Genomic DNA, 26657 nt, shown 5'->3' on the forward strand with positions numbered 1-26657 from the left:
ACATCCTCTGTATTTAAGCATCAGAACTCAAGTACAGTGTTCTCGCCTGTCTGCGTCTCTTAGTATTGACGCAAGTTAATAGGACCTTGTCCTCGTGTCCTACTGCGAACAACGTGCGCAACGTCAAGAATCAATTCCATCAATTCCTCCGTGCGATTGCCCAAAGCCCTAAGCACAAATCCCGGCCTATCGCATTCGGAAATCGCCGCAACCATATCTGGGTTCCCTGCAGAATGCGCTGAAACACGCTCTCGCACTGCCTCAATGAACTCAGTATCGATACTCGGATCAAAGCAAATTGCAGTCGCGACGTGGGTTTTTCCGCCCATCATCAGGTCGGCGTCTTGAGCAAACTCCGCTTCCAATGGGTTAATCCGCAGGTTGTCCACCAAAACAACCTCGCCGTCCATCCGCACAACAGAACGAATATGCACCTGACGATACAAGAACTTCTCACCCTCGGGCGACCAACCAGGGGTGATCACGTCAGAGATGAACAGCGCTCCTTCTGGATGAACGTCCGCAGTAATCTGCTGACGGAAATCCGCATCCCGATACAAGATCAACTGATCGGGGACGTATTCCAGAACGGCGCCAGCAGCCACTTTTATCTCAATATTCTGGACTACAAAGTCACCAGGCGTGCGGTAAACCTTGGCGGCCGACTGATCAGTCAACAGCATCGAGGCACCAGAGTCCACCTCAAGCTTGAGTCGATACGCATCGCCGCCCACGTATCCGCCACCCGGGTTAACAATGATGTAGTACACCTGTCCCGAGTCATCAAGATAGTGCGGGCGAGCGATCTTTAGCGCCCGAGTGTGATACTGGGTCTTTGCGATCGACTTTCCGCCACTGAGCCCAACGCCCAGTTCAAGCACGCCCATCTCCTCATGAGGCGGATCGTGCTCAAAAATTCCTTTAGCTACGTCCCACATTTAATCCGCCAGGTCAAGCATTAACACGTCATGGCGGATCCAATCGATGACCTTGTCCAGGCCCTCGTCCGTCTTGAGGTTTGTGAGCACAAAAGGCTTATTGCCGCGGAAGACCTTGGAGTCATCTTCCATCACCTTCAAGTCTGCACCCACGTGTGGAGCAAGGTCAGTCTTGTTAATCACAAACAAATCAGACTTGATCATGCCCTGACCTGCCTTGCGCGGAATCTTCTCGCCTTGAGCAACGTCAATGATGTAGATAGAGAAATCCACGAGCTCAGGGCTGAAGGTTGCAGACAAGTTGTCTCCACCCGACTCCATGAAGACCAACTCAAGATTAGGGTGACGCTTCACGAGCTCTTCAAAAGCTGCATCATTCATCGACGTATCCTCACGGATAGCCGTATGTGGGCAACCACCGGTTTCCACACCAATAATGCGATCCTCTGGCAGAAGGCCTTCGCGCGCGAGGATCTTTGCGTCCTCGGTGGTGTAGATATCATTAGTAATGGCAGCCATGGAGATCTCGCCATCCAGCGCGCGGGTGATTCGCTCAATTAATGCAGTCTTACCCGACCCGACTGGACCGCCAACACCAATTTTAATAACACTCATCGTAGAACTTTCCTTCAATCTTCTTTTTAAGACATAAACATGCGACTACGCAGCATCTCGTGCTGCATCTGCGCAACTTCTAGCCGTGGGGCGACTACACACAAATCCGCTACTCCGTGAGACATAGTCATCTCTGCCGCCTGCATGACAGCGTTGTAAGCGCTTACTAGCACCCGCTGTCCAGCGTCCTGGCCTAGAGGAATCGCACGGATAGCATTCTGCGTCATGGAATTAGCCATCTGCATGAGATACGCCATGACGGCTCGCTCCGGAGAAACTCCTTCAGAACCAAGAACCAAGCCAGCAGCGATAGCGGGATTTCCGCGCATCTCTCCTGCGGCTACGGCACGACAGTACTCCGCCACCATGGGTTGATCGGGAGAAATGGTAGCTGCGACCTTGGACATGCGCTTTCCCATGGAATTCATGGAAGTACGCACCTGCTTAGGAGTTTGGCAAGAGTGAACCAACTGATCCAGCTCTTTCAAAGAAGCCTGTGCCTCCGCAAAGTCCAGCTCAGACTGTACGAGTTCGACGGCAAAACGCACCGCTAGAGCCTCGGCAAAGCTGGCCTGCCGCAAATAACCATGCAACCAGTGTTTATAGGAATCCGGGTCGTGGACTTCATCGGACTGGATGAATGTCTCTAGACCTGCAGAATGCGCGAATCCGCCAGTGGGTAGAGCCGAGTCAGTAAGGTGCCAAATAACCAACTCGGTCCGGGCACTAGTGGCTATGCTCTGCATGACGGAATGCCTCAGGCATAACATAGTCGCCGCGCGTGTATTCCACGCCCACGTGCTCCAGGTAGTGCTCTACTGTGTGGTCAAAACGCACTACCATAGCAGGCTTACCAAAGGCGCTGTCCTGGTCAAAGAACTGAGCCTGCAGGTGTCGATTGCCCAGAGTATGAGCGACAGCCAAAGCTTCTCGAATATCGCGGGGGGTGATAACCAAGACATCGGTGGCGGCGATTCGAGCCACAATCACCTTGTTGTCTTCCTTGGCCAGGATATCACCATCCTTGATCTCACGGAGCTCATTGCCCAAACGCAATGCATGCTCTGCGCCACTTTCCGTGGTCACACGCTGCACGCGCTTTAGCCGTGTCTCGTTATCAAAGACGACTGCATCCGATTCCAATGCATCACGCTCTGCTGATTCCAGGTCATTCAGATTGCCCTGTATCTCAGTAATAATCATTTTAAAATGCTTTCTGCGAAGTTCGTTAAAAAAGGCGGAACCAGTGTTACTCACACCGGCTCCGCCTCATTCCCTAATCCCAGCGAATTGTCCACATATGTGAGGACATTCCGGTGACTATCCGGATCAATACTAGAACAGGAAGTAACGCTGAGTCATCGGCAGCTCTGTAGCAGCCTCAGAAGTGATCTTCTCACCGTCAACCGTCAGCTCATAGGTCTCTGGATCAACCTTGATATCTGGGTTTGCATTGTTGTGCTTCAGATCAGCCTTGGAGATCTCTCGCATGTTCTTTGCTTCAACGAACTTACGATCAATACCAAGCTTCTCCGGTACGCCAGCTTCGAAAGCTGCCGTGGAGAGGAAGGTAACCGAGGTACGACCAGCAGCTGCACCGCGAGCACCATAGGAGTAACGCATGGTACGTGGCTGCGGGGTCGGGATCGAAGCGTTAGCGTCGCCCATGATGGAGCGAGCGATGATGCCGGACTTGATCACGATGCTTGGCTTCACACCGAAGTAAGCAGGATCCCAAACAACCAGGTCAGCTAGCTTGCCTTCTTCAACAGAACCGATGGTATCTGCAACGCCAGACGCAATAGCTGGGTTAATGGTGTACTTAGCGATGTAACGCTTGATGCGCTCGTTATCGTTGGTAGCGGTATCGCCCTCAAGCGGTCCACGCTGCTGCTTCATGCGGTGAGCAACCTGCCACGTGCGCAGGACAACCTCGCCGACGCGGCCCATTGCCTGGGAGTCAGAAGAGGTGATTGCCAAAACGCCCATATCGTGCAAGACGTCTTCTGCTGCAATGGTTTCCTTACGGATACGTGAATCAGCGAATGCAATGTCCTCAGGGAGGTCAGAGTTGAGGTGGTGGCACACCATGATCATGTCAAGGTGCTCATCCATCGTGTTCACGGTGAACGGAAGGGTTGGGTTGGTGGATGCCGGGAGAACGTTAGGAAGACCAGCTACCTTCAGGATGTCCGGAGCGTGTCCGCCGCCAGCACCTTCGGTGTGGAAGGTGTGGATAACGCGGTCTTTAAAAGCCGCAATGGTGTTGTCGGCAAAGCCGCCCTCGTTCAGGGTATCGGTGTGGATAGCAACCTGAATGTCCATCTCATCGGCAACAGTCAGTGCGTTGTCGATGGTGTTAGCGGTAGCGCCCCAGTCCTCGTGAATCTTCAGACCAATAGCACCTGCACGGATCTGCTCGCGCAGACGCTCGGTGTTGGAGGCGTGGCCCTTGCCCAAGAAACCGACGTTCACGGAGAAGTCACGAGAAGCCTCGATCATCTTGGTGATGTTGCCGGCACCTGCGGTAACGGTCGTAGCGTTGGTGGAGTCCACTGGACCCGTTCCGCCACCGATGAGGGTGGTCGTACCGTTGTCTAGTGCTGCTTCCACCTGTTCTGGGGAAATGAAGTGGATGTGCGTATCAATAGCACCAGCGGTGACAATCTTGCCTTCGCCGCCGATAACTTCGGTTCCTACACCGACGATGATGTCGATGTTGTCCATAATATCGGGGTTGCCAGCTTTACCGATCTTCATGATCTTGCCGTCTTTCACAGCAATATCAGCAGAGTAAATGCCGGTGTAGTCCACGATAATGGTGTTCGTGATAACCAGGTCTGGGACCTGATCTGCCTCGACGCGCGAGTTTTGGCCCATGCCGTCGCGGATAACTTTTCCGCCGCCGAAGGAAACCTCGTCGCCGTACTGAGTAAGATCTTTTTCGACAACGGCAATGAGCTCTGTATCAGCCAAACGGATTCCGTCGCCGGTGGTCGGACCATTCAGTTCTGCGTACTGGCGCCGACTCATTTCAAAAGACATTGTGCTTTGCTCCTCTAAACCTTAATGTGCGCTGTTTGTGGGGTTGTATTTTGAATGCCTGCGCAGGTTAGTCAAGTTTTCCGTTGACTTTGTTGTTGAACCCATAGACTTCACGTGTACCAGCGAAATCGATGAGGTTAACGGTGCGCGAGTCACCCGGTTCGAGGCGCACTGCGGTACCAGCCGGGATGTCGAGGCGCTTGCCCATAGCTGCTTCGCGGTCGAATTCCAGCTCGGAGTTCGCCTCAGCGAAGTGGAAGTGCGAACCAACCTGTACTGGACGGTCGCCTTTGTTAGTCACCACGATTGTGATGGCTTCGCGGCCTTCGTTCATGATGATGGGGGCAGCATCAGAGATGAAGTACTCACCAGGGATCATGTTGTTGTGTCTCCTTAAAGCTTCAGCGCTGTTAGCGAATCGGTTTGTGGACGGTAACCAGCTTGGTTCCATCGGGGAAGGTGGCTTCTACCTGAACATCGGAGATCATCTCCGGTACGCCTTCCATGACTTCATCGCGAGTCAAGATAGTCACGCCCTCGCACATAAGCTGAGCCACGGTTTTACCATCGCGGGCCCCTTCCAAGAGCTCAGCGGTGATAAGCGCAACTGCTTCTGGGTGGTTGAGCTTGAGGCCGCGCTCTTTACGACGTCGAGCCACGTCAGCAGCCACAACGATCATGAGCTTATCTTGTTCACGTTGGGTGAGGTGCATGAGAATCCTCCATAGGAAAGTTGGATTATGAAAAGTTCCTTTACCTTACAGTGATACTGGAACTTCTTCTTTTCGGGTGCTGCACGCTCGCGTGAAAACACCCTTATCTCAAGGGAAGCCGGCACGTGAGGCAACCTCATGTGCCGGCTCGAGGGTTTTTAATTAGGGACGATCATCTGGCAGGGGTTTGCCTCATCAGGACTGCGTCCTGGGGCTAACCCTTCTCTTACGAGTTGCTCTTCTATGTTGTCCCCTGGCGCCGCTGTTTTCTTCTTATTCCCAAAGAACTTGTCAAACAGCCCATTCTGATACATCACTGTTCCCAGAATCATCAGGATACCGACGAACTGGAGGATGGATGGGATCTCACCGAATAGAGGCCATGCAATAACAACGGAGCTCACTGGGGAGAGCAGGAGGATACCTGCAGACAGGGTCGGGTCTAGCCAAACGGTGCCCCACTGAACGAAGGTCCATGCGATAGCCTGGCCCAAGATTGCAAGGGAGATCAGGGAGACCCAGTTCATCATGGTGAGCGGATCGCCAACAGTGTTCTCAGGATCAACCATTGGGAGCTGTCCGTCGATCAAAACGCCGTGGGTGAAGTCCAGGCCGCCACGTGGGGAGCCGATGTGTGCCCAGGTGAACGGAGCAACCATCTGTGCTGCCATGGTGTACATCATTGGCTGGACGTAGAGGTCCTTACGAGGAGCCGTGGTCCTGCTTTACGAGAGAAGTAAAGGTAGAAGGAGTAGCAGATACCGGAGGTAAGGCCGAGCATGGTGCCCAGAGTGGAGGTCTTGATGCCATAGATGGTGGCAGGACCCGTAGCTTCTGCAGACTCAAGAACACCACCGGTGAGCAAAACGCCCACGAACATGATGGGAACGAGAATGAGGAATACCGGCGGAATCTTGTACTTGTCAAAGATCGCGGTAAGCATCGGCACAACGATAACCTGAAGGTTCAGAAGAATCGCAGCGATACCGGCGCCAACGTAGAAGATGGAGTAGTTCCAAGCGGTGAAGTCAACACCGAGGAACAAACCAGCGGCGATAGACATCGCCACGCCCTTCTTAGGAAGGGCTTGCTTGTTTTTGATTTCCCACAGGCCGATCGGCAACAGAACGAGGAAGCCAATCAAAACGCGTAGGAATGCCTGAGTTGCCGGATCCATGTTCGAAGCCTTGACCCAGATCGGGGTAAAGGCTAGGCACGCGGTGCCCAGGGCAATAATCAGGACTGCTTTGCCGTGTCCAACTTTTTTGACCGGCAGGGCCTGATTTAGTGATTTGGTCGCATTCACGTTTTCGGATGCTACCGATAAATTCACAGTTCGCACTAATCTAAATTAGATCTCAGAAAACACCCCCGTCATGCAACTAGCGCAACGCCCTTTAACTGCGGAAATGAATTTTTTCACATAAAAATAACCCCGCAAATCGCCCCTTTCAGGGGGTATTGCGTAGATAACAGAAAAAACGGATTGTGAAGCAAGTCACTATAAATGGGGCGGGGTGCAAGAACGCCCCCGTACCAACCTGAATCGGACTAAAATCAGGGAAAAAGCAACCATTAGCCCCGACCCGAGCCCAAATCAGACCTGCTACATGCATTTTTAGAAAGTTCAAACACGTGTTCCATTTGATAAAAATTTCATCTAGCTTTTTATCCATCAAACGGTTGATTCACTATTTTTTCTAATATTTCCTGGCAGGGACGAGAAATCAGGTTTTTTCACTGTTACCTATCGCACAAAATTTAAACGATTTAGGTTAGTGTTCTTGACCACTTTTCAAAGAAAATCCCGTAAACAGGGCACATAACGCCCCTATGTTTCCCGTAATTATCCATAAGATTTTAAAGAGACAATGCGACCACTCATCGTCTGGAGTACCGGCGAACAACGGCATTGTGGGTTTAACGGCGCGACCGCTCACTTTGTTCCCAAACCTCGCACAACCAATCCCCGGGCCATGTCTCCGCGAAATATGTGATTCGCAGACACACTATATTCTGCGTTTGAACTGCCCCAGCACTACTCCTTGTTTTGTCCTTAATTTCTAGGACTTACCTGCACCTCACCAATGGCCTGTTAATTGCCTCAAAAAAGTGGCAACATTGGGCGGGTGACTAAAAAAGACACCGCTCCCGAATCAGCACTTCTGAGCTCCGTAGGTAACCCGCTGCGACGTAAGCGCCGCACCTTTGATCAGTCGGACAAGCTCAAAAACGTTCTGTATGAAATTCGTGGGCCGGTGACTGCGTTAGCCGAAAAAATGGAACTCGATGGGCACACCATCTTGAAGCTCAACACGGGCAATCCAGCAATCTTTGGTTTTGAAGCCCCCGATGTCATCATGCGCGACATGATCGCGGCGCTTTCGACGTCGCAAGGCTACTCCACGTCGAAAGGCATCATTCCTGCCCGGCGCGCCATCGTTACGCGCTACGAGGTCATCCCAGGCTTCCCAGCATTCGACGTGGACGATGTCTATCTGGGCAATGGTGTCTCTGAGCTCATCATGATGACCATGCAGGCTTTGCTGGATAACGGCGACGAGGTCCTCATCCCTATGCCGGATTACCCGCTGTGGACTGCCGCGACCTCACTATCTGGCGGCACGCCAGTGCATTATCTTTGCGACGAAGACGACGATTGGAACCCTTCCATCGAAGATATTCGTTCAAAGATCACCGACAAGACTAAAGCCATCGTGGTGATCAACCCCAATAACCCCACGGGCGCTGTCTACTCCCCCGAAGTCCTCCGAAATATCGTCCAGGTAGCTAGAGAGCACGACCTGCTGATTCTGGCCGATGAGATCTACGATCGCATCCTTTATGACGGTGCCGTCCACATCAGCATCGCTGCGCTCGCTCCCGACTTACTGTGCATCACGTATAACGGCTTGTCCAAGGCCTATCGCGTCGCAGGATACCGCGTCGGCTGGATGGTCATCACAGGACCCAAGCATTATGCGCGTGGTTTTATCGAGGGAATCGATCTGCTCTCGGGGACCCGTCTGTGTTCCAACGTTCCGGCGCAGCATGCAATTCAGGTGGCGCTGGGCGGACGACAGTCTATCTACGATCTCACCTCTGAAGGCGGTCGTTTATTGGAGCAGCGCAACGTCGCGTGGGAGAAGCTCAATCAGATACCAGGCGTCAGCTGCGTCAAACCCATGGGTGCACTCTATGCGTTCCCTAAAATTGATCTGGAATATTACGACATCCACGATGACGCGCAGCTCATGCTCGACCTGCTTCGCGCGGAAAAGATCCTCATGGTTCAAGGCACGGGCTTCAATTGGCCCAAGCCCGACCATTTCCGCGTGGTCACACTCCCCTGGGCAGCTGACCTTGCCGTAGCGATGGATCGTTTAGGCAACTTCCTCTCTAGTTATAAGCAGTAAAGGGATTAGCGACAGTGGGAAGACATAGCATGGCCCGAGGAACGAACTCATCACGTTCGCAGCGCACGCCACCGCAGCGCCAAATCGCTCGACAGGGCGGCCACAGCGCTCGCAGTGCTCAGCCTGCGCCACGTCGTCGTTCACAGGCAAGCATCCCTTCCCACAACGGCGAGCGTCCGCAGTCACGCAAACGTCCTCAGTCAGGAGCCCGACCCTCGACTGGAAACCGACCCCAGGCAGGTAAGCGGCCCCCATCGCGTAGTCATTCCCTCACAGATAATCGTTCCGGCAACAGCTATATCAGCAAGATAACTAAGGTAGCGGCTCTGTATGCAGAGACCTCGCGCATCGAATTGTGGCGGCGCCTCCTTCTTATCTTCCTTATCGCCTGGGCAATCGCTACTGCGATTGGAGTGGCCAAGCTCTGGCCTAACGGTGAGCCCACTATCGCTCCTGAGTTTTACAAGACGTTCAGCATTGGGCAGAGCCAAGTAAACGGTGAAGTGGTTGCGGAGTCAAAAGGAAGTTGCACGGCCCCAGAATCCGGCACAGTATTTACTACGTCACCGCGTATTATCCCCGGCTCGGATACCTCCTGTACCTGGTATATCGTTGAAATAACTGAGGGCGATGACGCCGGCAAGCGCACTCTCATTGTCAATTCGGGGCAACCGGGTGAAGCAACGCTGGCTTCTGGCGACCAGATTCGTTTACTCCAAGCCCAATCCAAGGATGGTTCCGTCCATTACTCTTTCAGCGACTATCAGCGTGCGCTTCCGCTAACGCTCTGGGGCGTCCTTATCGCAGGCGCGATCATTCTTTTTGCGGCATTGCGTGGGCTGCGCTCTCTGATCGGTTTAGTTATCACCATGGTGGTGGTGACTATATTCACGCTCCCTGCACTGCTTTTGGGCACGTCCCCCACCGGAATAGCCATATTCAGCGGTGCTGTTATTTTGTTCCTCGTTGTGTTCCTGGTCCACGGGTTTAACTGGAAGTCTGCGTCTGCCTTAGGCGGGACTCTCCTTGCGCTACTGCTTGCAGCAGTGTTGGCCAATGTGGCGATAGACAATAACCAGCTCCGCGGTCTAGGGGATGAAGGCAACCTACAGATTCTGTTGTACTTGCCGGATGTGTCTGTCACCGGTTTGATGCTGTGCGGCTTTATCATCGGTGCGCTAGGCGTTCTCAATGACGTGACCATCGCGCAGTCTTCCACTGTCAACGAACTAGCAGAGCTTGATCGTGATGCTTCCTGGTGGCGGCTCTTCTTGGGAGCGATGAAGGTGGGACGCGATCATATCTCGTCTATGGTCTACACCTTGGTCTTGTCCTATACAGGTGCATCCTTGCCGTTGTTGCTCCTGTTGTTTGCGGCTCATCGACCGTTCCTGCAGACCTTAACCAGCGACATCATGGCCACAGAGCTGTTGCGCTCCGGAATTGGCGCCCTCACATTGACACTCGCTGTGCCTTTAACTACCGCGATAGCGGCGCTCACTGTTCCTGAGAAACGGGCGGCTCAACAGTAGATTCAATAGTATTCGTATTCTCCCCCACGCTGGGTGGGCATTCTGCTCTATGTTGCATATTATCGATTGCATGCAGAAACGCTGGGAAACCCGAGTAATCCTCTTTACAACGCAGTTAGCCACCATCTGGCTGCTCATTGGACTGATAGTAAAACACGCAAATTTTAACCTCGTTGACGATATTGGTTTTGGTTTTTCCTTAATCGGACTCCCCAGCTTCCCTACGCTATTCATCACTATTTTGATGGTGCTGCTTACGTCGGGAATGCTGCGTGGGCACCGAGGAGCACTACTGTTTTATCTCTTGGGATTCCAGGTACCAGATCTCATTTCTGGTCTCCTGTTTTTCGCCTTCGGGTTCTTCAACGACCCCGACTTCACCGGCGATAATCCCAAGTACATGATTCTTCTCTTCGCCGTTTCCACGCTGTTTTCTCTGTTCTATCTTATTTGCGGATACCGGGCACTCAAGGACTTCCCCGCCCGCGTCTCAGGTTCCTGGGTACGCGCTCTGAGCACGCTCATCGTCGGCCTTATGATCTCGTTCGCCGTGATGTGGGGTGTCCTGGTACTGCAGGAGCACCAAAACAGCGGTGTGTCTGCGGCGTGGTCGTTCTTTACTGCAATCGGCCTGAGCCCTTCAGAGACTCCTTTCCCAACCGAACTGCACAGCCCGCACTTTATTCGCGTTATCGGCGGCATTCTGTCCTCCATGGCGCTCTTTGCTGCCATCGCTATTCTCTTTGGCTCACGCAAGCACGACGCTGCGACTGCTGAGGAGCAGCTCCTTGCGCGTAAGTTGCTACTCAATCCTCCATCGCCAGACTCCCTGGCATATTTCTCCACTCGCTACGACCGCAGCTTGATCACATCCCCGGATGAAAAAGCTGCTGTGTCCTTCCGCGTTATCGACGGCGTATGCCTTGCCGCTGGAGATCCCATCGGCGACCCCGAATCCTGGCCTGCGGCGGTGGCTAAATGGCGCGAACATAGCCGCAAGAACGGCTGGGTTATGGGTGCCGCCTCTGTTTCGGAGGCTGGAGCAAAAGCTTATGCAGCCGCAGGTATGAACGTTATCGCACTTGGCGATGAGGCAGTGGTGGACGCCGATAACTTCCATCTCAAGAACATGCCAGAGGTGCGTAAAGAGATAGCGGGACCGCGTAAGGCGGGCTACACCGTCCGGGTACAGCGTCAAGCACAGATCCCCGCTGAAGAATTGCAACGCCTGTCTCAGCTCGCTGAGGATTGGCGACGCGGAGACGAACGCGGGTTCACGATGGCGTCTGGCCGCATCGGCGACCCCCGCGACTCACGCACCGTCCTGGTAACCGCTCACGACGCTGACGACAACGTCATGGGATTGCTGTCCTTCGTACCATGGGGTCGCCGGGGCCTCTCCCTTGACGTTATGCGTCGCAATCCTGACGCAATCGGCGGCGTTACCGAGTTCATGGTGGTTGGCCTTGCGCAAGAGGCCGGCAGTCTTGGAGTGTCTAAGTTCTCACTGAACTTTGTTACCTTCCGCGAAGCACTCGATCGTGGTGCTTACGTGGCGGCCTCTTTGAGGGAACGACTGCTGCTCAAGCTGCTTCTGCTTTCCTCACGCTGGTGGCAGATCCAATCGCTCTACCAGTCCAACGTCAAGTACCACCCGCAGTGGCAATCGCGTTTCCTATGCATCGATAATGGCTTCCACACTGCCCGCGTCCTCATTGCTTTTGCTAGCGGCGAGGGATTCCTGCCGTGGATGAAGGAATATGGATCTCCCGTGGGAGACCCCGAAGAAATCGTCGCTCTTGAAGCCGCTGCCCTCATGCCCGCCATCGAGCCACCAGCACTGTCTACTCAGGAGCGCATGCGCAAGACAAAGCTGGAGGAGCTTACAGCCCTCAACATGCACCCCTATCCACCAGCGGTTCCTCGGACTACGTCTATCAAGGAGCTGCTTGCATCAGGTGGTTCGGAGGCCCAGGTCTCTATCACCGGTAGGGTCGCGTTCATCCGCGACCACGGCGGGGTCGTCTTTGCAGATCTGGTTGAGGAGCACACAAAGCTCCAGCTGGTGATCGAGCGCGGCACAGAGCAGACGATGCGCTTGTTTAAGCGGTTGGTCAGCCGTGGTGATCTGATTTCCGCGACAGGTCAGCTGGGTGCTTCTCGCAATGGAACGCGCTCCCTGATCGTTTCCTCCTGGGCCATGGCGGCTAAGTCTCTTACCCCTATGCCGCGCGTCCCGCTCAGCAATCCTCACTTGCGGGCAAAGTTCCGCCACATGGATTTTGCGCTTAATCAAAAAGCCACGGACATTTTCATGGCTCGTTCCAAGGCCGTGAGCGCAGTGCGTTCTGTTCTGCAGGAACAGGGCTACATGGAAGCCGAAACCCCCATTCTGCAGACGATCCACGGTGGTGCAAACGCCCGCCCCTTCAGGACTCATATCCGCGCATACGACCAAAACCTCACGCTTAGGATCGCGCCCGAGCTGTATCTCAAGCGCCTCGTGGTCGGCGGTATCCCGCGTGTCTTTGAGATAGGGCGAAACTTCCGCAACGAGGGCGTGGATGCCACCCACAATCCCGAGTTCACCTCGCTGGAGGCCTACCAGTCGTATGGAAACTGGGACACCATGCGGATTCTCACGGAAGATCTCATTCGTTCCGCAGCAATCGCCGTTTATGGAAAACCAGAGGTGACTACAGCGGACGGTCAGGTTCTTGACCTGAGCGGATCCTGGCCCGTCGTACCTGTTTATGATGCGGTGTCCGAGGCCGTCGGCAAGCATATTTCCCCGGACGCAGACGTCTCCGAGTACGCGGACATCGCTGAGAAATACGACATCACCGCCGCCACCGTGGGCGATCTAGTCAACGAGCTTTACGACGAACTCATCGAACCAAACACCGTCTTCCCCACCTTCTACGCGGGCTTCCCAGTGGAAACCTCCCCGCTCACGATGGCAGATCCAGATCAGCCGCGTATCGCCCAGCGTTGGGACCTTGTTGCCTGCGGCATGGAGCTAGGCACCGCCTACACAGAACTCGCAGATCCGCTGGAGCAGCACGCTCGACTTTCCGACCAGTCCCTGCGCGCCGCCGGTGGCGATGCCGAAGCCATGGAGCTAGACGAGAACTTCCTCAAAGCGCTGCAGTTTGGCATGCCGCCCACAGGCGGACTCGGAATCGGAATCGACCGCCTAGTCATGTTCCTCACCGGCCAAAACATCCGTGAGGTGCTCTCGTTTCCCTTTGTTAAACCAGATACGGACGGATCAGCTCGGGGCTGTTAACCGGGAACATATGATTCTCGCCGCGTAGGAACACAGTTTCTGCGCGGAGCTGTTCCCCTAGCTTTCGTTGCGACTCCAAAAAGCCACGCTGCCAACCCAGGCCCGCGCCAACTAGCAGCGTGGTTTTTGCCATCGGTGCAGGGTTTTTCCCTTCAAAAGCGGTAGCTAAACGACGCTGCCGGGCCTCCACTTTGAGGAATTCATCAAAGAGAAAACGGGCGTTATCCTTCCCACCAAAGCGACGATACAACTCCGAGAATCTGCCATTGGACTCACCGCTCGCCACTTGGGTGAGTTTATGTCCCAGGGGGAAAAGTTCGCCCAACGCGGCACTCGTTCCTTCCTTGAGCCATTCTGGGACCAGCCTTCTGCGTACGTGCACAGGCTCGGAGGGATCGGCAAGGACTAGCCGATCGACTTCCTTGGGATACAGCCACGCCCACTCCATGGCGACCAGACCGCCGACGGAGTGTCCAAAGATGTTGATCTTTTCGCCGGGCTGTAAATGCTCGCGCAGATCAGCGATGGAAGAGCTCAACGGTTTCTCCCAGCTATCAAGGATTTTGGCATCCAACCCCGAAACGAGCTCTTCGTAATTATCTGTTGGGCATGCCCACCCTGGCAGAACGATCCACATGCTTAAGCAGAATAATCGAAGATGTGACAATGAGTATGCAGGCAAAAATTGCTTGGCCTCGTTGCTCGTATCCCGTAGGCGCCTGGATTGCTGTCGCAAAAAGCAAAGCCGCAGTTGAGGCTATAAAACCAACCCCGGCGACCGCAGGGATAAGGGCCCACTTCCTAGGAGAGGAAAGTTCCCTCCATACGAAAATGATTGCCGCTATGCCGATTGCCCCGTGTCCCGAAACCGCCAAGCTTGAGGCAAAAACATGGGCGTTAAGATGCGACTGCACGGGACAGGTTGGAAGCGACTCCGCACAAGGAAGCGGAAACAAAACATCCAAGATCGTTGCCGCGCTGGCTACAAGCAGACTCCCCAGGATCACTTTCTGATGCCACGTCCACCGATCGCGCAGTGCGCCGACAGAAATAAAACAAAGCACACCCGCGGTGATAAGCAGGGCGGAAAGCACATCGCTACCAGCAAAAAGCCAGCGCAGTGGGCTATCTGCTGCTGCATATTCTGAAAGGTATGCGTACTTGGGATTCAGCGGATAACCATAGATAGCTTCCGTGATAAAAGAGGCGTATGCCAACCCACCGAGAGCCAACATTATCTTTCCGAGGTTCACCATGCGCATTGAGCGATTCTAACGCACTTGCGCTTCAGCACGCCCCCTGGTACGCCCGAAGGCCTGCCATCCATCACGGCGGCAGGCCTTCTTGTTTTTCTCTTTACGCTTGTCAGGGATTGTTCGCGCCCGGTTTTTCAACTGCAGATGTTGTTCCAGCCTCTCTGGACTCATCTTCCACCTCCGTCTATCGGGTTTCGCCATGATGCACCTCCTTCACGTGCACCTAGTGAGCCTAGATCCTCCGACCCCGTTGGTACAGCGACCAGCCAGACCAACGCTGCCTATCCAGAACATTCCTGGCGTCAAGGATATTCTTCTTCCGAACCAGCCCCTCGGCAAAGCACGGATCCAGGGAGACAAACTCCGGCCATTCTGTGGCTAGGACGATCGCATCGGCGTCGATAAGCGCCTGCGCAACAGATTCCACGTAGTCGAGTTCTGGTGCCACGCTGCGGGCGGTAGTCATCGCCTGCGGATCATAGACGCACACCCGCGCGCCTTTACGAGCAAGTTGCTGAACCAAAGTCACCGCCGGCGACTCCCTCACGTCATCCGACCCCGGTTTGAAAGCACAGCCCAAAAACGCCACCCGAGCATCACGCAGACCCCCAACCATACGATTAAGCGCATCAGCATAGGAGTCGGGCAACTGCCGATTGAGTTTCTCCACACCCCACAGCAACTCCGCCGCCCCCGCAGCACCGATGTCGCTTGCCGTGGCAGCAAATCCCCTTATGTCCTTGGGCAGACAACCGCCACCAAACCCAAGGCCAGAACCCAAAAATTCCGCGCCAATACGGGCATCACAGCCCATTGTCTGCGCAACCGCAACCACGTCCCCGCCCTGCGCCTCACACACCTCTGCGATCGCGTTAATAAAACTCACCTTGGTAGCCAAAAAAGCATTAGCCGCCAACTTGGACAGCTCCGCCGACGCAAAATCCGTGACGATCAAAGGAGCGCCTCCGCATACACGTCCCGCAGAATCGCAACAGCCCGCCCCTCAGGGCAACATCCCAGCACGATACGATCCGGCCGCAGCGTATCCCCAACCGCGTGGCCCTCCCGCAGAAACTCGGGATTCCACGCGAGTTCCACATCAGCATCCGGGCGGCTCAGCTGCGTGCACAGCCGCTCCAGTCGTGCGGCCGTGCCCACCGGCACTGTCGATTTCCCCACAATGAGGTGAGTTCCACGCAGTAGCGGCACCAAAGACCGCAGCACCGACTCAACAAACCCCGTATCAATGCTTGCCGACGCCAGCGAGCCAGGCGTTCCCACCGTAATAAAATGCACGCTCGCGCTCTGAGCGGCTTGGGAAATATCGGTCGTAAAATCCAGGCCTCGTCCGTTATGGCGAGCCAATAGCTCGGCGAGGCCTGGCTCAAAAAAGGGCGGGTTTCCGGCACACAACGCGGCCACTTTTGCCGCATCGATATCAACCCCTACGACCTCATGTCCCAGTTCGGCCATACAGGCAGCATGAGTCGCACCAAGATAACCCGTCCCGATGACGGAAAGCTGCATCTGACTAATTACGGAAGTTCAAATACGCCTTCGAGGGAGTAGGACCACGCTGCCCCTGGTACTTAGATCCCAAAGCACCCGTGCCATAAGGCATTTCTGCTGGAGAAGTCATCTTAAACAGCGCCAGCTGGCCCACCTTCATCCCCGGCCACAGGGTGATAGGAAGATTAGCCACATTGGACAGCTCCAATGTGATGTGTCCCGAGAATCCCGGATCAATGAATCCCGCAGTCGAGTGCGTCAACAGACCTAGGCGCCCCAGCGATGACTTCCCCTCCAAACGACCCGCGATATGAGCAGGAAGCGTGAACTTTTCCAAAGTCGCACCCAGGACAAATTCCCCAGGATGCAGAACAAACGGCTCCCCCTCCGGCACTTCCACCAGACTAGTCAACTCGTCCTGCTGCAACATTGGATCAATGTGGGTGTACTTGGAATTGTTAAAGACCCGGAAGAAACGGTCCATGCGGACGTCAATGGACGATGGTTGGATCAACTCTGGGTCAAAAGGCTCAATGCTGAGCTCACCAGCGTCAATTGTGGCTCGAATATCGTGGTCTGAATAAAGCACGGCACTAGTCTACGTGCTTCGACGCCCCTTTTGGTAACACCCCCGACTATTCGTGCTAAACTAACTCTCGTTGCTTAAGCAGCATTGCCGATGTAGTTCAATGGTAGAACATCAGCTTCCCAAGCTGAATACGCGGGTTCGATTCCCGTCATCGGCTCCATTTTTTGAGCCGGAGCATGGTATACACCACGCTCCGACTCTTTTTGTATCTACTAGCAATCATCCCCCCACTAAAGCCTGCATTTCCATGGACAAAAGTCCCGAATCAGACAACAAAGGGCCGCTTTGTCTATGGAAATGCAGGTTCGGGTTTAAGATCCTCAAGGTTTTGTCGTTTTTGAGAACGCTAGAAAACCTCACTTGGGCTTTTACACAGCACACATCCGCTAGCGTTCTCAAACGACAATAAACACACGGAAGCCATCGGCTGCGAACGCCGCTTTCCATTCTGCGCACAAAAAATGCCGTAAGAAGCTCCCTCAATAAGCCTCTTACGACATTTCTAGTTTAATACAACCACTAAAGCCTTACATTTTAAAAATCGCCATCAATATCGGTGACCACCACCACTTTCTGATTCACAAATTCGTGCAAACCTAAGTCGGTGAGCTCACGTCCAAAGCCGGAGCGTTTGGTTCCGCCAAAGGGGATGTCTGCTTTCACTCCAGTGGGTTGGTTGATGTAAACCATGCCGGTATCTAGGCGACGCGCAACCGCCTGAGCTTTATCTTTATCCTCCGTGAACACAGATCCGCCAAGACCAAAGGGGGAAGAATTGGCGATCTCAACAGCGTGATCCACATCCCGAGCGCGATAGATCTGTGACACTGGTCCAAAGAATTCAGCATGCGCAGTGTCGGATTCGAGGGGGATATCGGTGAGGATCATCGGGGGGAAGAACGAACCATGCTCGGGTATTGCTACGCCTAGTTCTTCCACTGTTGCACCTTCGCTGCGCGCCTTTTCCACTAGCTTTCCAAGGTCGTCGGCTTCCTGCTGGGAAGATAGAGGTGCCAGCTGAGTCTCTGGATCCATAGGGTCGCCGGCTTTTAGTTCCGCAACTTTGGATTTGTACTGGTTGAGGAAGGCGTCGTAAAGCCCCTCTTCAACGATGATGCGCTTAGAGGAGCAGCACACCTGCCCAGCATTCCAGTGCCGACCAAAGACAGCCCATTCGACAGCTTTGTCCAGCTGGGCATCGTTGAGCACGATGAACGCATCCGCACCGCCTAGCTCTAGAGTGGACTTTTTCACGTGCTTCGCGGCGATAGCGGAAACCGCTGCTCCTGCAGCTTCTGAGCCAGTGAGCGCTACTCCACGGACGCGGGGGTCAGAAATGATCGTCTCTGTAGCGTCGTGACCTGCAAATACGTTTACCAAAAGCCCTTCGGGAGCGCCTGCCTCACGGAACAGCTCAACCATCTTCAACGCCGACTGGGGCACGTTAGATGCGTGCTTGAGGATGATGGTGTTACCCGCGGTGAACTGCGGCGCACCAATGCGAATGACCTGGTAGTAAGGGAAATTCCAGGGTTCCACAGCATACAGAACACCCAAAGGCTCGTTCACCACCTGCACGTCTTGCGCACCAAACCCCTGTGCGGGCAGATAGCGCGGGGCTAGCTGCGATTCACCGTTCTCCACGTAATAGCGCAGCATGCTTATGCAGATGTCTACTTCTGCCTCGGCTTCGGCAAGGAGCTTGCCCATTTCCAATGTCAGGATTTCCGCATACTCGCGCTTCTTGGATTCCAGAATCTCTGCGGCTTTGGCCAACACCGGCACCCGCTCCGAGACAGGCTTGAGACTCCACTCTTTAAAAGTTTCATCCGCACAAGCAATGCCGTGTTGAATTTCCTCTGGGGTAGCCGTAGGGAACTCTTTAAGCACTTCACCGGTGTAGGGATTTGTGGTCTTATAAGCCATGTACTTCCTCCTAGGATCTCGCGTGAGCCTCGAACTTTGAGCCCACACTACGCTCGCGTAAGAACGCGTGCGACGCTTCCTGACCGTGATGTTCGTCCCCTTTTGAGGCCATCAGGTACAAGCAGAAACACTCAGACACACTCAAAAGTGGCCATTCCATACAAAAATGCACGCGGCCTACACACCGCGCGCATTTTCACATTGTTTAGGAGCAGGTCACGATCGGCGATGGATCGTAGACAGTGGTCGTGGTTACCCGCGAGAGTTGGTTACCGCTGAGATCGCGCACAATGCGGGTATCAGATGTGGTGAAACCTTGGGCACCGCCGGAAGGCGTGCAGTCCGGGCCAGATAGTCGGATCGGCCTCGGCGGGGTGTAATTCCAGCGCCCTCCGTTGATGGATTCCACGTTGACAGTCTTTACTCCCGTGAGCTTGACGGTCACGTTGCCGCCACCTGCAGACGTCACGATCCTAACGGGATACGGTGAGGTGTTCTTAAATTGCAGGTCGATGGCACCTTCATAGACCGTGGCCTCGCGTCCCGCGGGGTAACGCGAGATGTAGAAGCTGTGATTGGTGTGGGCTACGTCTTGCATACCGGCAAAGTAGGAGGCGTTGTACAAGGTAGTGGCAAATTGGCTAATGCCGCCGCCTACTGCTTTATCTGCCCGACCGTTGAGAATAACGCCGGATTCCACAAAACCTTGTGCGCGCCCACGTGGACCCGTGTAGCCGTTCAAGGAGAATGTATCTCCCGGCGCGACGATTGCCCCGTTGACCATCTCTGCAACGCGAGCGATGTTCACGCCCGAGGCTTGCGAGTAACCGCCCGTGGTGAATTCACCTACGACCTCGTCAAAGGTGGCGCGTTCCGCCTGCTCGGTGGTAAAGGTCGCGGGTTGGTCGATGTAGACGGCATCGAAGGTTCGTTTGTCCTTGGAGGTCACACGCTCCTGAAAATTTTCTAGCGTCTTCTCCCAGTCAATGGTGATTCCGTCCGCGCTAGGGGTGATTGTCTTGGTTCCACCGTTGAAGATGATGTTGGCGTTTTGCCTTTTCACCTCTGTGACACCAAGGTTTTCCAGGAAAATGCCTTTAGCTGCTTCTACGTTGATGTCCGGTCGCAGCGAATCGTGATCCGGGACAAAGGTGAGCACCTCAGCTAGCCGTTCCACGGGGATGAAGCCGTCGATGTTATCGCGTCCATGCAGCACAAGTGGGCCTTGGAGTGCAGCGTTGGCTGTCTCCTCCGCCTTTTTGAGTGCGGATTCCCCGATCGCGGGCTTGGTGGTGTTCACCTTCACGTTCACACCATTAGGTTTTAGCCAATCGGAGACGACCGCGCTGTTGAGCTCCTGCCGGCTCAAGCTCTGCCCATTCACGGATGCGTGAGAGTTAACCCTGCCGCCGTGGATATCCAGGCTGGCGTCCTGAGGCGCAGGAGTTAGCTCTTTTTCCACCCGGTCCAGTTGCGGGGTCAACTTAGCCTCATCGACAGTGGAGACGATGTTGATCTCATGAGTGGTGAAGAAGCTAGCCAAGCGGGTAAACGGGTTGGCAGATTGTGCGCCCGCTCCGTCGATTGTTTTCTCCCAATCCACCCCAAGTCCTGAGGCTTCAGGCGAGAGGCTGGAGTGTTGCTCTCCCGCGGTGATCTGTACTTGGGCGCTCAGCGCCAGGCCCTTTTTTAGCGTCGAGATGGCTTCATCTTTCCCCATCCCGCCGATGTTGATGCCGCCAACACTTGTCCCTCGGGGGACAGATCCTTGGTTGATCACATAGTCCGTGCCGTACCCGACGCCGCCGAGCAACGCGATCCCTAGGACCACTCCTGCACCGAACTTAGCTGCCTTCTTTGAACTCACTCACACCAACTTAGTGGACACAGGGTGTTGCCCACTATTCCAAGAACTCTAAAGTTTTGCTGTGTAATTTTTTCGTGCGGCTATTTTCGTGACAAAGAACCCCTTATAACCTTTATCAATCCTGTTTTTATGGATTTACATCACACAATCATCGCACCATAATAATTTTTTACTTAAGTCTTCCCAAAGGGATTAAAGAACACCTACCCGGCGCACCGAGTCTTCAAATTGACCTCTGGGATACGCGCCCGTTTCCACGGCAGCAACGGTGGCGTCGATAGCCTCTTTGAGCCCGGCGGTGGTCACCCACAGCGCCTGGTCTGCACCTGCTTGCAACGAGGCCACCACAGCCTGGGGAACAGGCATAGCCCCCGTGATCGCACCCATCGCAAGATCATCGGTGTAGACAACACCATCAAAAGGATGTCCACCACGATAAGAACCCGTGCGCAACAGCTGATACGCGGCTGGGTTGAGGGTGGAGGGAAGACCATTCTTGGGCGAGCCTAGGTCGGGGACCACCATGTGACCGAGCATCACGCCAGCACCAGGGACATTAATCCGGCTATAGGGCACCAAGTCGATGTTCTCTAGGTCTCCCAAGGGCGGGGTAAACACCTGACCAGTGTGAGAGTCGCCACTGGCACGTCCATGTCCAGGGAAATGCTTAAACACTGGTCGAATCCCCGCGTCCAGCATTCCTTGGGCAAAAGCTGCCGCATATTCCGCATCAATAGTGGGATCCGCGCTAAAAGCGCGATCGCCCACGACATCCAATCCAGCGTCTATGTCTGCAACTGGCGCAAAGTTCACGGTCACCCCGTGCGCCGACAAGGAATCACCCATCGTTTTAGCCATGCCTCGAACCTGCTCGGGGTTCATGGTCTGTGCCATCACTTGGGGTGAGGGGAAGGTCCCCAGGATTCCTTGGTGCCGGAGAACACGTCCGCCTTCAAAGTCGATAGAGACGGAGAAATCACGTCCCACGGCCTTACGCAATGCCTCGATGTTTCTGCCCGGCGCGGTGAGGAGGTTGGGGTCTGTGCCTGATCCTATGAAGATGCCTCCAACACCTTGGTGTAAGGCAGAGAGAGCGTCGTCGTAGTTGCTTACTCCCACCATCATGAGGCTCGCGGCTTGAGCGCGGACGTCGTTAGGTTGTGCTTTTGCGCTTGGCGGCGCACTGGTTTCCTGCGTTGTAGACGCAGTAGCAGACGCAGTGGTGACCTCGGTGCTGGCGGGATCCGTATCGGTTCCGGCGTCACTGCATGCGGCGAGCGCACCGAGGAGGGCGGCGGCGAGAAGTCGTTTTATGTGCATTGCCCATCCAGTAAACCACGGTATTGTTATATGTATGGCTTTTGAATCCGATTCCCTTAACCGCCGCACCCTCGGCCCCACCATAGCCAGCGCCGTTATCGGTATCGCGGTGGGCATTGTGGCCGTGATTGGTGTGTCGCTCGTCGATTCTGGGCCAGCCAACGGTGCCGCAAACGCCGATTCTTCGGTCCTCGGTGACCCGGAGTATGGCTCACGTCAGTAGATCCGGCTTTGGCATCCCCTTCACTCATAAAGGCGACAAAGGCTAGGACCTTAGCCGACTTCTTCGTGGCGCGCGTGACGCTGCTCTTGTTGTTCTGTGCTCGCCGGCCTCATCTTTCCGGCTGGTTCTGCACTGCCCTGGTGAGTTTTTCGCAGCCGTGGGGGTTAACTGCTGCAGACACAAAGCACGACCTTGTTGCCAACCCTGCGCGCTTTCTTAGCGCAGCTCTCCATCCGTGGACGGATATTTTTCCCATGGGTCAGCTGCAAAATCAGGCCTACGGTTATCTCTTCCCGCAGGGGGCTTTTTTTCTTCTTGCCTCCCCACTTCCGGATTGGGTGGCTCAACGCCTGTGGTGGACGTTGCTTCTGGGCTTGGCTTTTTCGGGTTTTTTGTTGCTTACCCGCAGGCTGGGGGTTGGTTCCACCGGTTCGCGTGTGCTCGCCGCTGCGTTGTATGCGCTGTCTCCTAGGATTTTGACCACCCTGACGGCCATTTCCTCAGAGGCTTGGCCGGTGGCGCTAGCCCCCTGGGTGCTGTGGCCGTTGCTCCCGGTAGCGGGCACGGTGGCTGATACTCCCCACGCTAGCCGACGGCCTCCCGTGCAGGGTTTCCCAGGGGTGGCAGCATCGTTGCTGGCCGTGATAGGTATGGGCGCGGTGAATGCGACGGCTACGGTGGCCGCGTGTGTTCCCGCCGCATTGTTGCTGCTGTGGTTGCGGCGCTGGCGGTTCTTTGTTGTTTGGACTGTTGGTTGCGTTGCGGTGAGCGTGTGGTGGTTGGTGCCGCTGGCCGTCCTCGGTACGTATTCCACTCCTTTTACTGATTTTATCGAGAGCTCCTTTGTCACCACGCGCTGGCTCAACGCCGCCGAAGCCTTACGCGGCACCACGTCGTGGACGCCTTTCGTAGAGACCGAGCGAGAAGCCGGCCATGCGCTTGCCACCAGCCCCTATTTTGTCGTGGTGACGCTCGCCATCGCGGCCATCGGACTGATCGGCCTATGCCGCCCCGGCCTGAGGTTTCGTTCCTTTTGGATTGCGTTGCTCTTTGTGGGCGTGATTGTTGTGTGTGGGGCACATTTAGTGCCTGAGCTTCTCGACGGCCCCGGCGCCGCACTGCGCAACGTGCATAAGTTTGACCCGCTTGTGCGGATCCCACTGCTTATAGGCGCTGCCCACGCTATCCAGATCCGCTGGATTCCGGAAGCTCCCCGTCGCACAGCAGTCTATGCCCTCGTGGTGCTTGTTGCGGCGGCAGCGGTTTCTCCTGTGTGGTCGGGGCGCTTGCTTCCCTCGGGTGCCTATAGTCAGGTCCCCTCTTATTGGTCGGAAGCTGCTGATTTTCTCAGTGAGAAGGCCTCGGGCACCCGCACCTTGATACTGCCTGCGGCCAGCTTTGCCCGCCAAGATTGGGGATGGACCAGAGATGAGCCGCTGCAGCCGTTGTTGTCTGTTCCGTGGCTTGTTCGCGATGCTGTGCCGCTTGTGCCCCCGGAAGCAATCCGCACGCTTGATGGGACGCTTGCGGCTATCGACGAAGGCGAGTTAAGCGAGCTACCAGCCCAGCTCGAACGTCTCGGCGTCGGCGCGCTGGTACTCCGACATGATCTCGACGACTCCGTCGTGGGGACAACCGGGACAGCGCTCACCTTGAGCAAAGTCCAGCGCTTGTTTCCTGCTGCAGAGGTCCGCACCTTTGGCGAGGTCGATGTGGTCGTGTTTGCCCCCCAGCGCAACATGCTGCTTGCCGACGCAGAAAAGGCCGCCCCAACACCCACAAAGCTCGCAGGCGGCGGCGAAGTCCTCCCGCTGCTTCCCCGCGGCCTCTACGAGCTCACGCATGAAGGCGCAGAGATCGTCACCGATACGCCCATGTTGACGGCTCGCAACTTTGGCACCATAGAGTCTGCGGTCTCCGCCCCGCTCGCCTCCGCCGATGAAGCCCGCGACGCTAAGGGCGCAGCGCTCGATTATCCGTCGCAAGGTTTATACACTCGCGTCGTAGAAACCGGCGGCAGCGTGGCGGCCTCCTCGTCTGCCTCGGATGCCACTGCTTTCGGTGGCGCGCACCCCGAGCGTTCCTTGACCGCCGCCGTCGATGGCGATCCAGACACCGCATGGTTTCCCGCCCCCGGAACTCAAGAAGGGCAATGGCTAGAACTACGAGCGCACTCCGATAACCCGACGCTGAGCCTCACCACCACTGGCGCTCCCGCAGAGGTCACCATAAGCAGCGCGGGAGCACACACAAAGGTCAAACTCAAACCTGGAATTCCCACCACCATCAAGGTGCCCGGCGGCCCGACCGACGCCGTGCGCATCACCCTGGGGCCACAACAGCCAACCGCAACTCAATCCGGAAAAGTAGGTATTGCCGAAGCCACCATCGAAGACGCACCGATCCGGCGGGTGGTCACAGTGCCGGAAGCCCCCGCGAGCGTCCGAGAATTCCTGTTCCAAAAGGTTGCGGTGGATACCGGCGTGATCATCAGGAGTTTTAGCCTCCCCAAAGACCTCACCGTTCAACTATTCCAATCCGACTGCCGCCAGCCCACGCATATCGACGACACCCCCTACACCTGCGGCGACGACCTCGTCCTCACCGCCGGTCACCATGAGATCCTTACCCGCGCCAACTGGGTCCGCCTCAGCGAACCAGACTACTCGCCCCGGAATAATCTGCGCGATATAGCCCGCGGAGAAAGCATCCCTCCCGCTGACTATGACAGAATCCTCGTGACCACCCGCGCCGCCAACAAAGGACTCACGGCAACGTTAGACGATGGCACGGAACTACGTCCGGCGGAGTTTAACGCGGCGTCGCAAAGCTTTATCGTCCCGCCAGGCGCCCACGGCGCCGTAACACTCAGCATGCGTGCCGACTCCACCTACCGCCGCGGGCTGCTCGGCGGCGGAGTGCTTGCGGTGACGATCGCGGCGGGATGCGTCCTAGCCATCAGCCGGCGACGACGCGCCACCGAGCCTCCCGTCAAGCCCTGGCCTGCGTTCATACTTCCCATTATTGGCACGGCGGCGGCCTGCTGCGTCGTGGGATGGTGGGGGCTGCTGATGCTCCCGAGCCTCTGGGCTATCCGGCGTTTTACCACCATCACCCCCACCATCATCATCGGCGCAATGATGGCGATCACCGCCCTCTGGCTCGCGCGCACCCCGTGGCCCAGCGCCCACTACTTTGACCTTGTGCCTTTCACCGACATTCTGTGTTGTCTGGCGTTGCTGTGCCTGCTGCTAGGCAAAGATTGTCGTTTTTGGGAACGCTAGCGCTTGTGGCTCGCGTAAAACCCCAGGATGCCTTTTCTAGCGTTCTCAAAAACGACACTATCGCGCCCAACGGGCGTTCTTTTCCACCAACGTAAAGCTCGCCGCCGCCACAATGACACTTCCCACAAAGCAGACCACTGTGACAAGCATGAAGTGCCCGGAAAACGGTGCGATCCCCAGCAGCGGGAAGACCATCGACAACACCGGAAGGTGCCAAAGAAACAGCGAGTAGCTCCACCGCCCCAGAATAAGCAGGGGCCGACTACTGAGAAACGATGTCCACGCGCCCCCTGTCCCCCAGGCATAAGGCAGCACTATCAGCGCCCCAAAAAGTGCCCCTGCCAGGATTTTTCGCACAAACTCTCCGGGGGTGGGATGCGTCAATCCCTGTGGCCCAAACCATGGCTGCCCCGCCACCCACGCCACGCCAAGGGCCAGCGCCCACCACAGCCATGTGAGATTAAAGCCTCTCCACCTGGTTATTCGTGTCCCCTCCAGCTCAGCTGCGATAAGGCCAACGGCAAACCAGGGCGCATAGGAAGGCGGGAAAATCTGAAAGTTGATTCCACCGGCTAGATCGAGGGGCCATGGCACCGCAGCCCAACCGATCCCTGCCGCAAACATCCCGAAGAAGCACAGCAGGCGCTTGCTTTTCGACGCCCCCCGCAGCGCCCACACCAACACCGGAAGAAAAAGGTAAAACGCTACTTCCACACTCAGCGACCAGAGGTGTGTCAAACCACCGGCAAGGCTGTGGGCTGGGTAAACCTGGGTGAGGGTCAGGGTGGCTAAGATTGTGCGCCACCCCGTGCCAAAGGAATCCGGCAAGAACGCAAAAACAAGCAGGACGCACACCCAATAGGCCGGGAGGATGCGTAGAGCGCGGCGGCGAAAATACGAGAGTGAAGAGCCCGAGTGATCACCGCGCCAGAGCAGGAACGCTGAGAGGCCAAAAAATACTGAAACAAAGAAGTCAAAGCGCGCGAGTATCGCCCCTGGGATCCCCGATTGGCTCATCCCGGTTTGAAAAGCCGTGTGTGTGAGGAGTACCCCGGTGGCAGCCACACCTCGTAGCCCCTCAAGCTGGGGGAGGAAGTTTCGCGTGCGCGGTGGGTACGATGGAGACACTTTAAGG

20 protein-coding genes, 1 tRNA gene and 2 pseudogenes are annotated in these 26657 nt (G+C 55.7%); 6 read left to right on the forward strand and 17 right to left on the reverse strand.

The genetic code is table 11. The features are described 5' to 3' along the window. Window positions 1–59: 59 nt before the first annotated feature. The 8 genes and pseudogenes from ET810_RS09345 to ET810_RS09380 all read right to left on the reverse strand — a co-directional run bounded on the left by ET810_RS09345 (window position 60) and on the right by ET810_RS09380 (window position 6653). A complete protein-coding gene (locus ET810_RS09345; RefSeq protein WP_087454653.1) occupies window positions 60–938 on the reverse strand; it encodes an urease accessory protein UreD in 879 nt (292 codons plus the stop codon). Continuing rightward, a complete protein-coding gene (ureG, locus tag ET810_RS09350) occupies window positions 939–1553 on the reverse strand; it encodes an urease accessory protein UreG (protein ID WP_087454654.1) in 615 nt (204 codons plus the stop codon). A 26-nt stretch (window positions 1554–1579) separates the two neighbouring features. Next, a complete protein-coding gene (locus ET810_RS09355; protein WP_087454655.1) occupies window positions 1580–2299 on the reverse strand; it encodes an urease accessory protein UreF in 720 nt (239 codons plus the stop codon). After that, on the reverse strand, window positions 2280–2756 hold the full coding sequence (ureE, locus tag ET810_RS09360; protein WP_087454949.1) for an urease accessory protein UreE: 477 nt from the start codon (window positions 2754–2756) through the stop codon (window positions 2280–2282). The genes ET810_RS09355 and ureE overlap by 20 nt, the downstream gene beginning before the upstream one ends. A 132-nt stretch (window positions 2757–2888) precedes the next feature. Continuing rightward, window positions 2889–4598 (reverse strand): urease subunit alpha, encoded by a 1710-nt coding sequence (gene ureC / locus ET810_RS09365; protein ID WP_087454656.1) that lies wholly within the window; start codon window positions 4596–4598, stop codon window positions 2889–2891. Window positions 4599–4665: 67 nt separating this feature from the next. Then, entirely contained in the window at window positions 4666–4977 is a 312-nt protein-coding gene (locus ET810_RS09370) for an urease subunit beta (protein ID WP_087454657.1), read from the reverse strand. Window positions 4978–5008: 31 nt separating this feature from the next. Next, entirely contained in the window at window positions 5009–5311 is a 303-nt protein-coding gene (locus ET810_RS09375) for an urease subunit gamma (RefSeq protein ID WP_013912494.1), read from the reverse strand. 162 nt (window positions 5312–5473) lie between these two features. Then, window positions 5474–6653 (reverse strand): annotated as a pseudogene (locus ET810_RS09380) (DMT family transporter). A gap of 787 nt (window positions 6654–7440) precedes the next feature. Between ET810_RS09380 and ET810_RS09385 the strand changes: the two are divergent. The 3 genes from ET810_RS09385 to lysX are packed head-to-tail and all read left to right on the forward strand — an operon-like array spanning window position 7441 to window position 13548. Further along, entirely contained in the window at window positions 7441–8727 is a 1287-nt protein-coding gene (locus tag ET810_RS09385) for a pyridoxal phosphate-dependent aminotransferase (RefSeq protein ID WP_087454658.1), read from the forward strand. 29 nt (window positions 8728–8756) lie between these two features. Further along, the gene (locus ET810_RS09390; RefSeq protein WP_087454659.1) at window positions 8757–10259 is read left to right on the forward strand and encodes a YibE/F family protein; all 1503 of its coding nucleotides are present in this window, start codon (window positions 8757–8759) and stop codon (window positions 10257–10259) included. A gap of 49 nt (window positions 10260–10308) precedes the next feature. Next, the gene (gene lysX / locus ET810_RS09395) at window positions 10309–13548 is read left to right on the forward strand and encodes a bifunctional lysylphosphatidylglycerol synthetase/lysine--tRNA ligase LysX (protein ID WP_087454660.1); all 3240 of its coding nucleotides are present in this window, start codon (window positions 10309–10311) and stop codon (window positions 13546–13548) included. On the opposite strand, the gene ET810_RS09400 is transcribed toward lysX, so the two are convergent. From ET810_RS09400 to dcd, 5 genes and pseudogenes are all read right to left on the reverse strand, one after another. Next, the gene (locus tag ET810_RS09400; RefSeq protein ID WP_014836872.1) at window positions 13511–14122 is read right to left on the reverse strand and encodes an alpha/beta fold hydrolase; all 612 of its coding nucleotides are present in this window, start codon (window positions 14120–14122) and stop codon (window positions 13511–13513) included. The two genes, lysX and ET810_RS09400, sit on opposite strands and share 38 nt — an antisense overlap. A gap of 22 nt (window positions 14123–14144) precedes the next feature. Then, entirely contained in the window at window positions 14145–14810 is a 666-nt protein-coding gene (locus tag ET810_RS09405; RefSeq protein WP_087454661.1) for a DUF998 domain-containing protein, read from the reverse strand. A 9-nt stretch (window positions 14811–14819) separates the two neighbouring features. Then, a complete protein-coding gene (locus ET810_RS09410) occupies window positions 14820–15005 on the reverse strand; it encodes a hypothetical protein (RefSeq protein ID WP_087454662.1) in 186 nt (61 codons plus the stop codon). 31 nt (window positions 15006–15036) lie between these two features. Next, window positions 15037–16331: pseudogene (locus ET810_RS09415) on the reverse strand (UDP-glucose dehydrogenase family protein). 4 nt (window positions 16332–16335) lie between these two features. Beyond that, entirely contained in the window at window positions 16336–16902 is a 567-nt protein-coding gene (gene dcd / locus ET810_RS09420) for a dCTP deaminase (RefSeq protein ID WP_013912502.1), read from the reverse strand. An 86-nt stretch (window positions 16903–16988) separates the two neighbouring features. On the opposite strand from dcd, the gene ET810_RS09425 reads away from it, so the two are divergent. Further along, a tRNA-Gly gene (locus ET810_RS09425) sits at window positions 16989–17062 on the forward strand. 374 nt (window positions 17063–17436) lie between these two features. Here ET810_RS09425 and ET810_RS09430 read toward each other — a convergent pair. From ET810_RS09430 to ET810_RS09440, 3 genes are all read right to left on the reverse strand, one after another. After that, a complete protein-coding gene (locus ET810_RS09430) occupies window positions 17437–18828 on the reverse strand; it encodes an NAD-dependent succinate-semialdehyde dehydrogenase (protein WP_087454663.1) in 1392 nt (463 codons plus the stop codon). A 205-nt stretch (window positions 18829–19033) separates the two neighbouring features. Then, complete coding sequence (locus tag ET810_RS09435; protein ID WP_087454664.1) at window positions 19034–20695, reverse strand: VanW family protein; 1662 nt, start codon at window positions 20693–20695, stop codon at window positions 19034–19036. Between the two features lie 192 nt (window positions 20696–20887). Beyond that, window positions 20888–22015 carry a glycoside hydrolase family 3 N-terminal domain-containing protein gene (locus ET810_RS09440; protein WP_087454665.1) on the reverse strand — a complete coding sequence of 376 codons (1128 nt, stop codon included), beginning with the start codon at window positions 22013–22015 and terminating at the stop codon, window positions 20888–20890. A gap of 34 nt (window positions 22016–22049) precedes the next feature. Between ET810_RS09440 and ET810_RS09445 the strand changes: the two genes are divergently transcribed. Beyond that, window positions 22050–22238 (forward strand): DUF2613 domain-containing protein, encoded by a 189-nt coding sequence (locus ET810_RS09445; protein ID WP_014836883.1) that lies wholly within the window; start codon window positions 22050–22052, stop codon window positions 22236–22238. A gap of 65 nt (window positions 22239–22303) precedes the next feature. Then, window positions 22304–25522 (forward strand): alpha-(1->3)-arabinofuranosyltransferase domain-containing protein, encoded by a 3219-nt coding sequence (locus tag ET810_RS09450; protein ID WP_134316254.1) that lies wholly within the window; start codon window positions 22304–22306, stop codon window positions 25520–25522. Window positions 25523–25579: 57 nt separating this feature from the next. On the opposite strand, the gene ET810_RS09455 is transcribed toward ET810_RS09450, so the two are convergent. Continuing rightward, entirely contained in the window at window positions 25580–26650 is a 1071-nt protein-coding gene (locus ET810_RS09455; protein ID WP_087454667.1) for an acyltransferase family protein, read from the reverse strand. Between the last annotated feature and the right edge of the window lie 7 nt (window positions 26651–26657).

Source organism: Corynebacterium silvaticum (genome assembly GCF_004382825.2).
Classification (GTDB): domain Bacteria; phylum Actinomycetota; class Actinomycetes; order Mycobacteriales; family Mycobacteriaceae; genus Corynebacterium; species Corynebacterium silvaticum.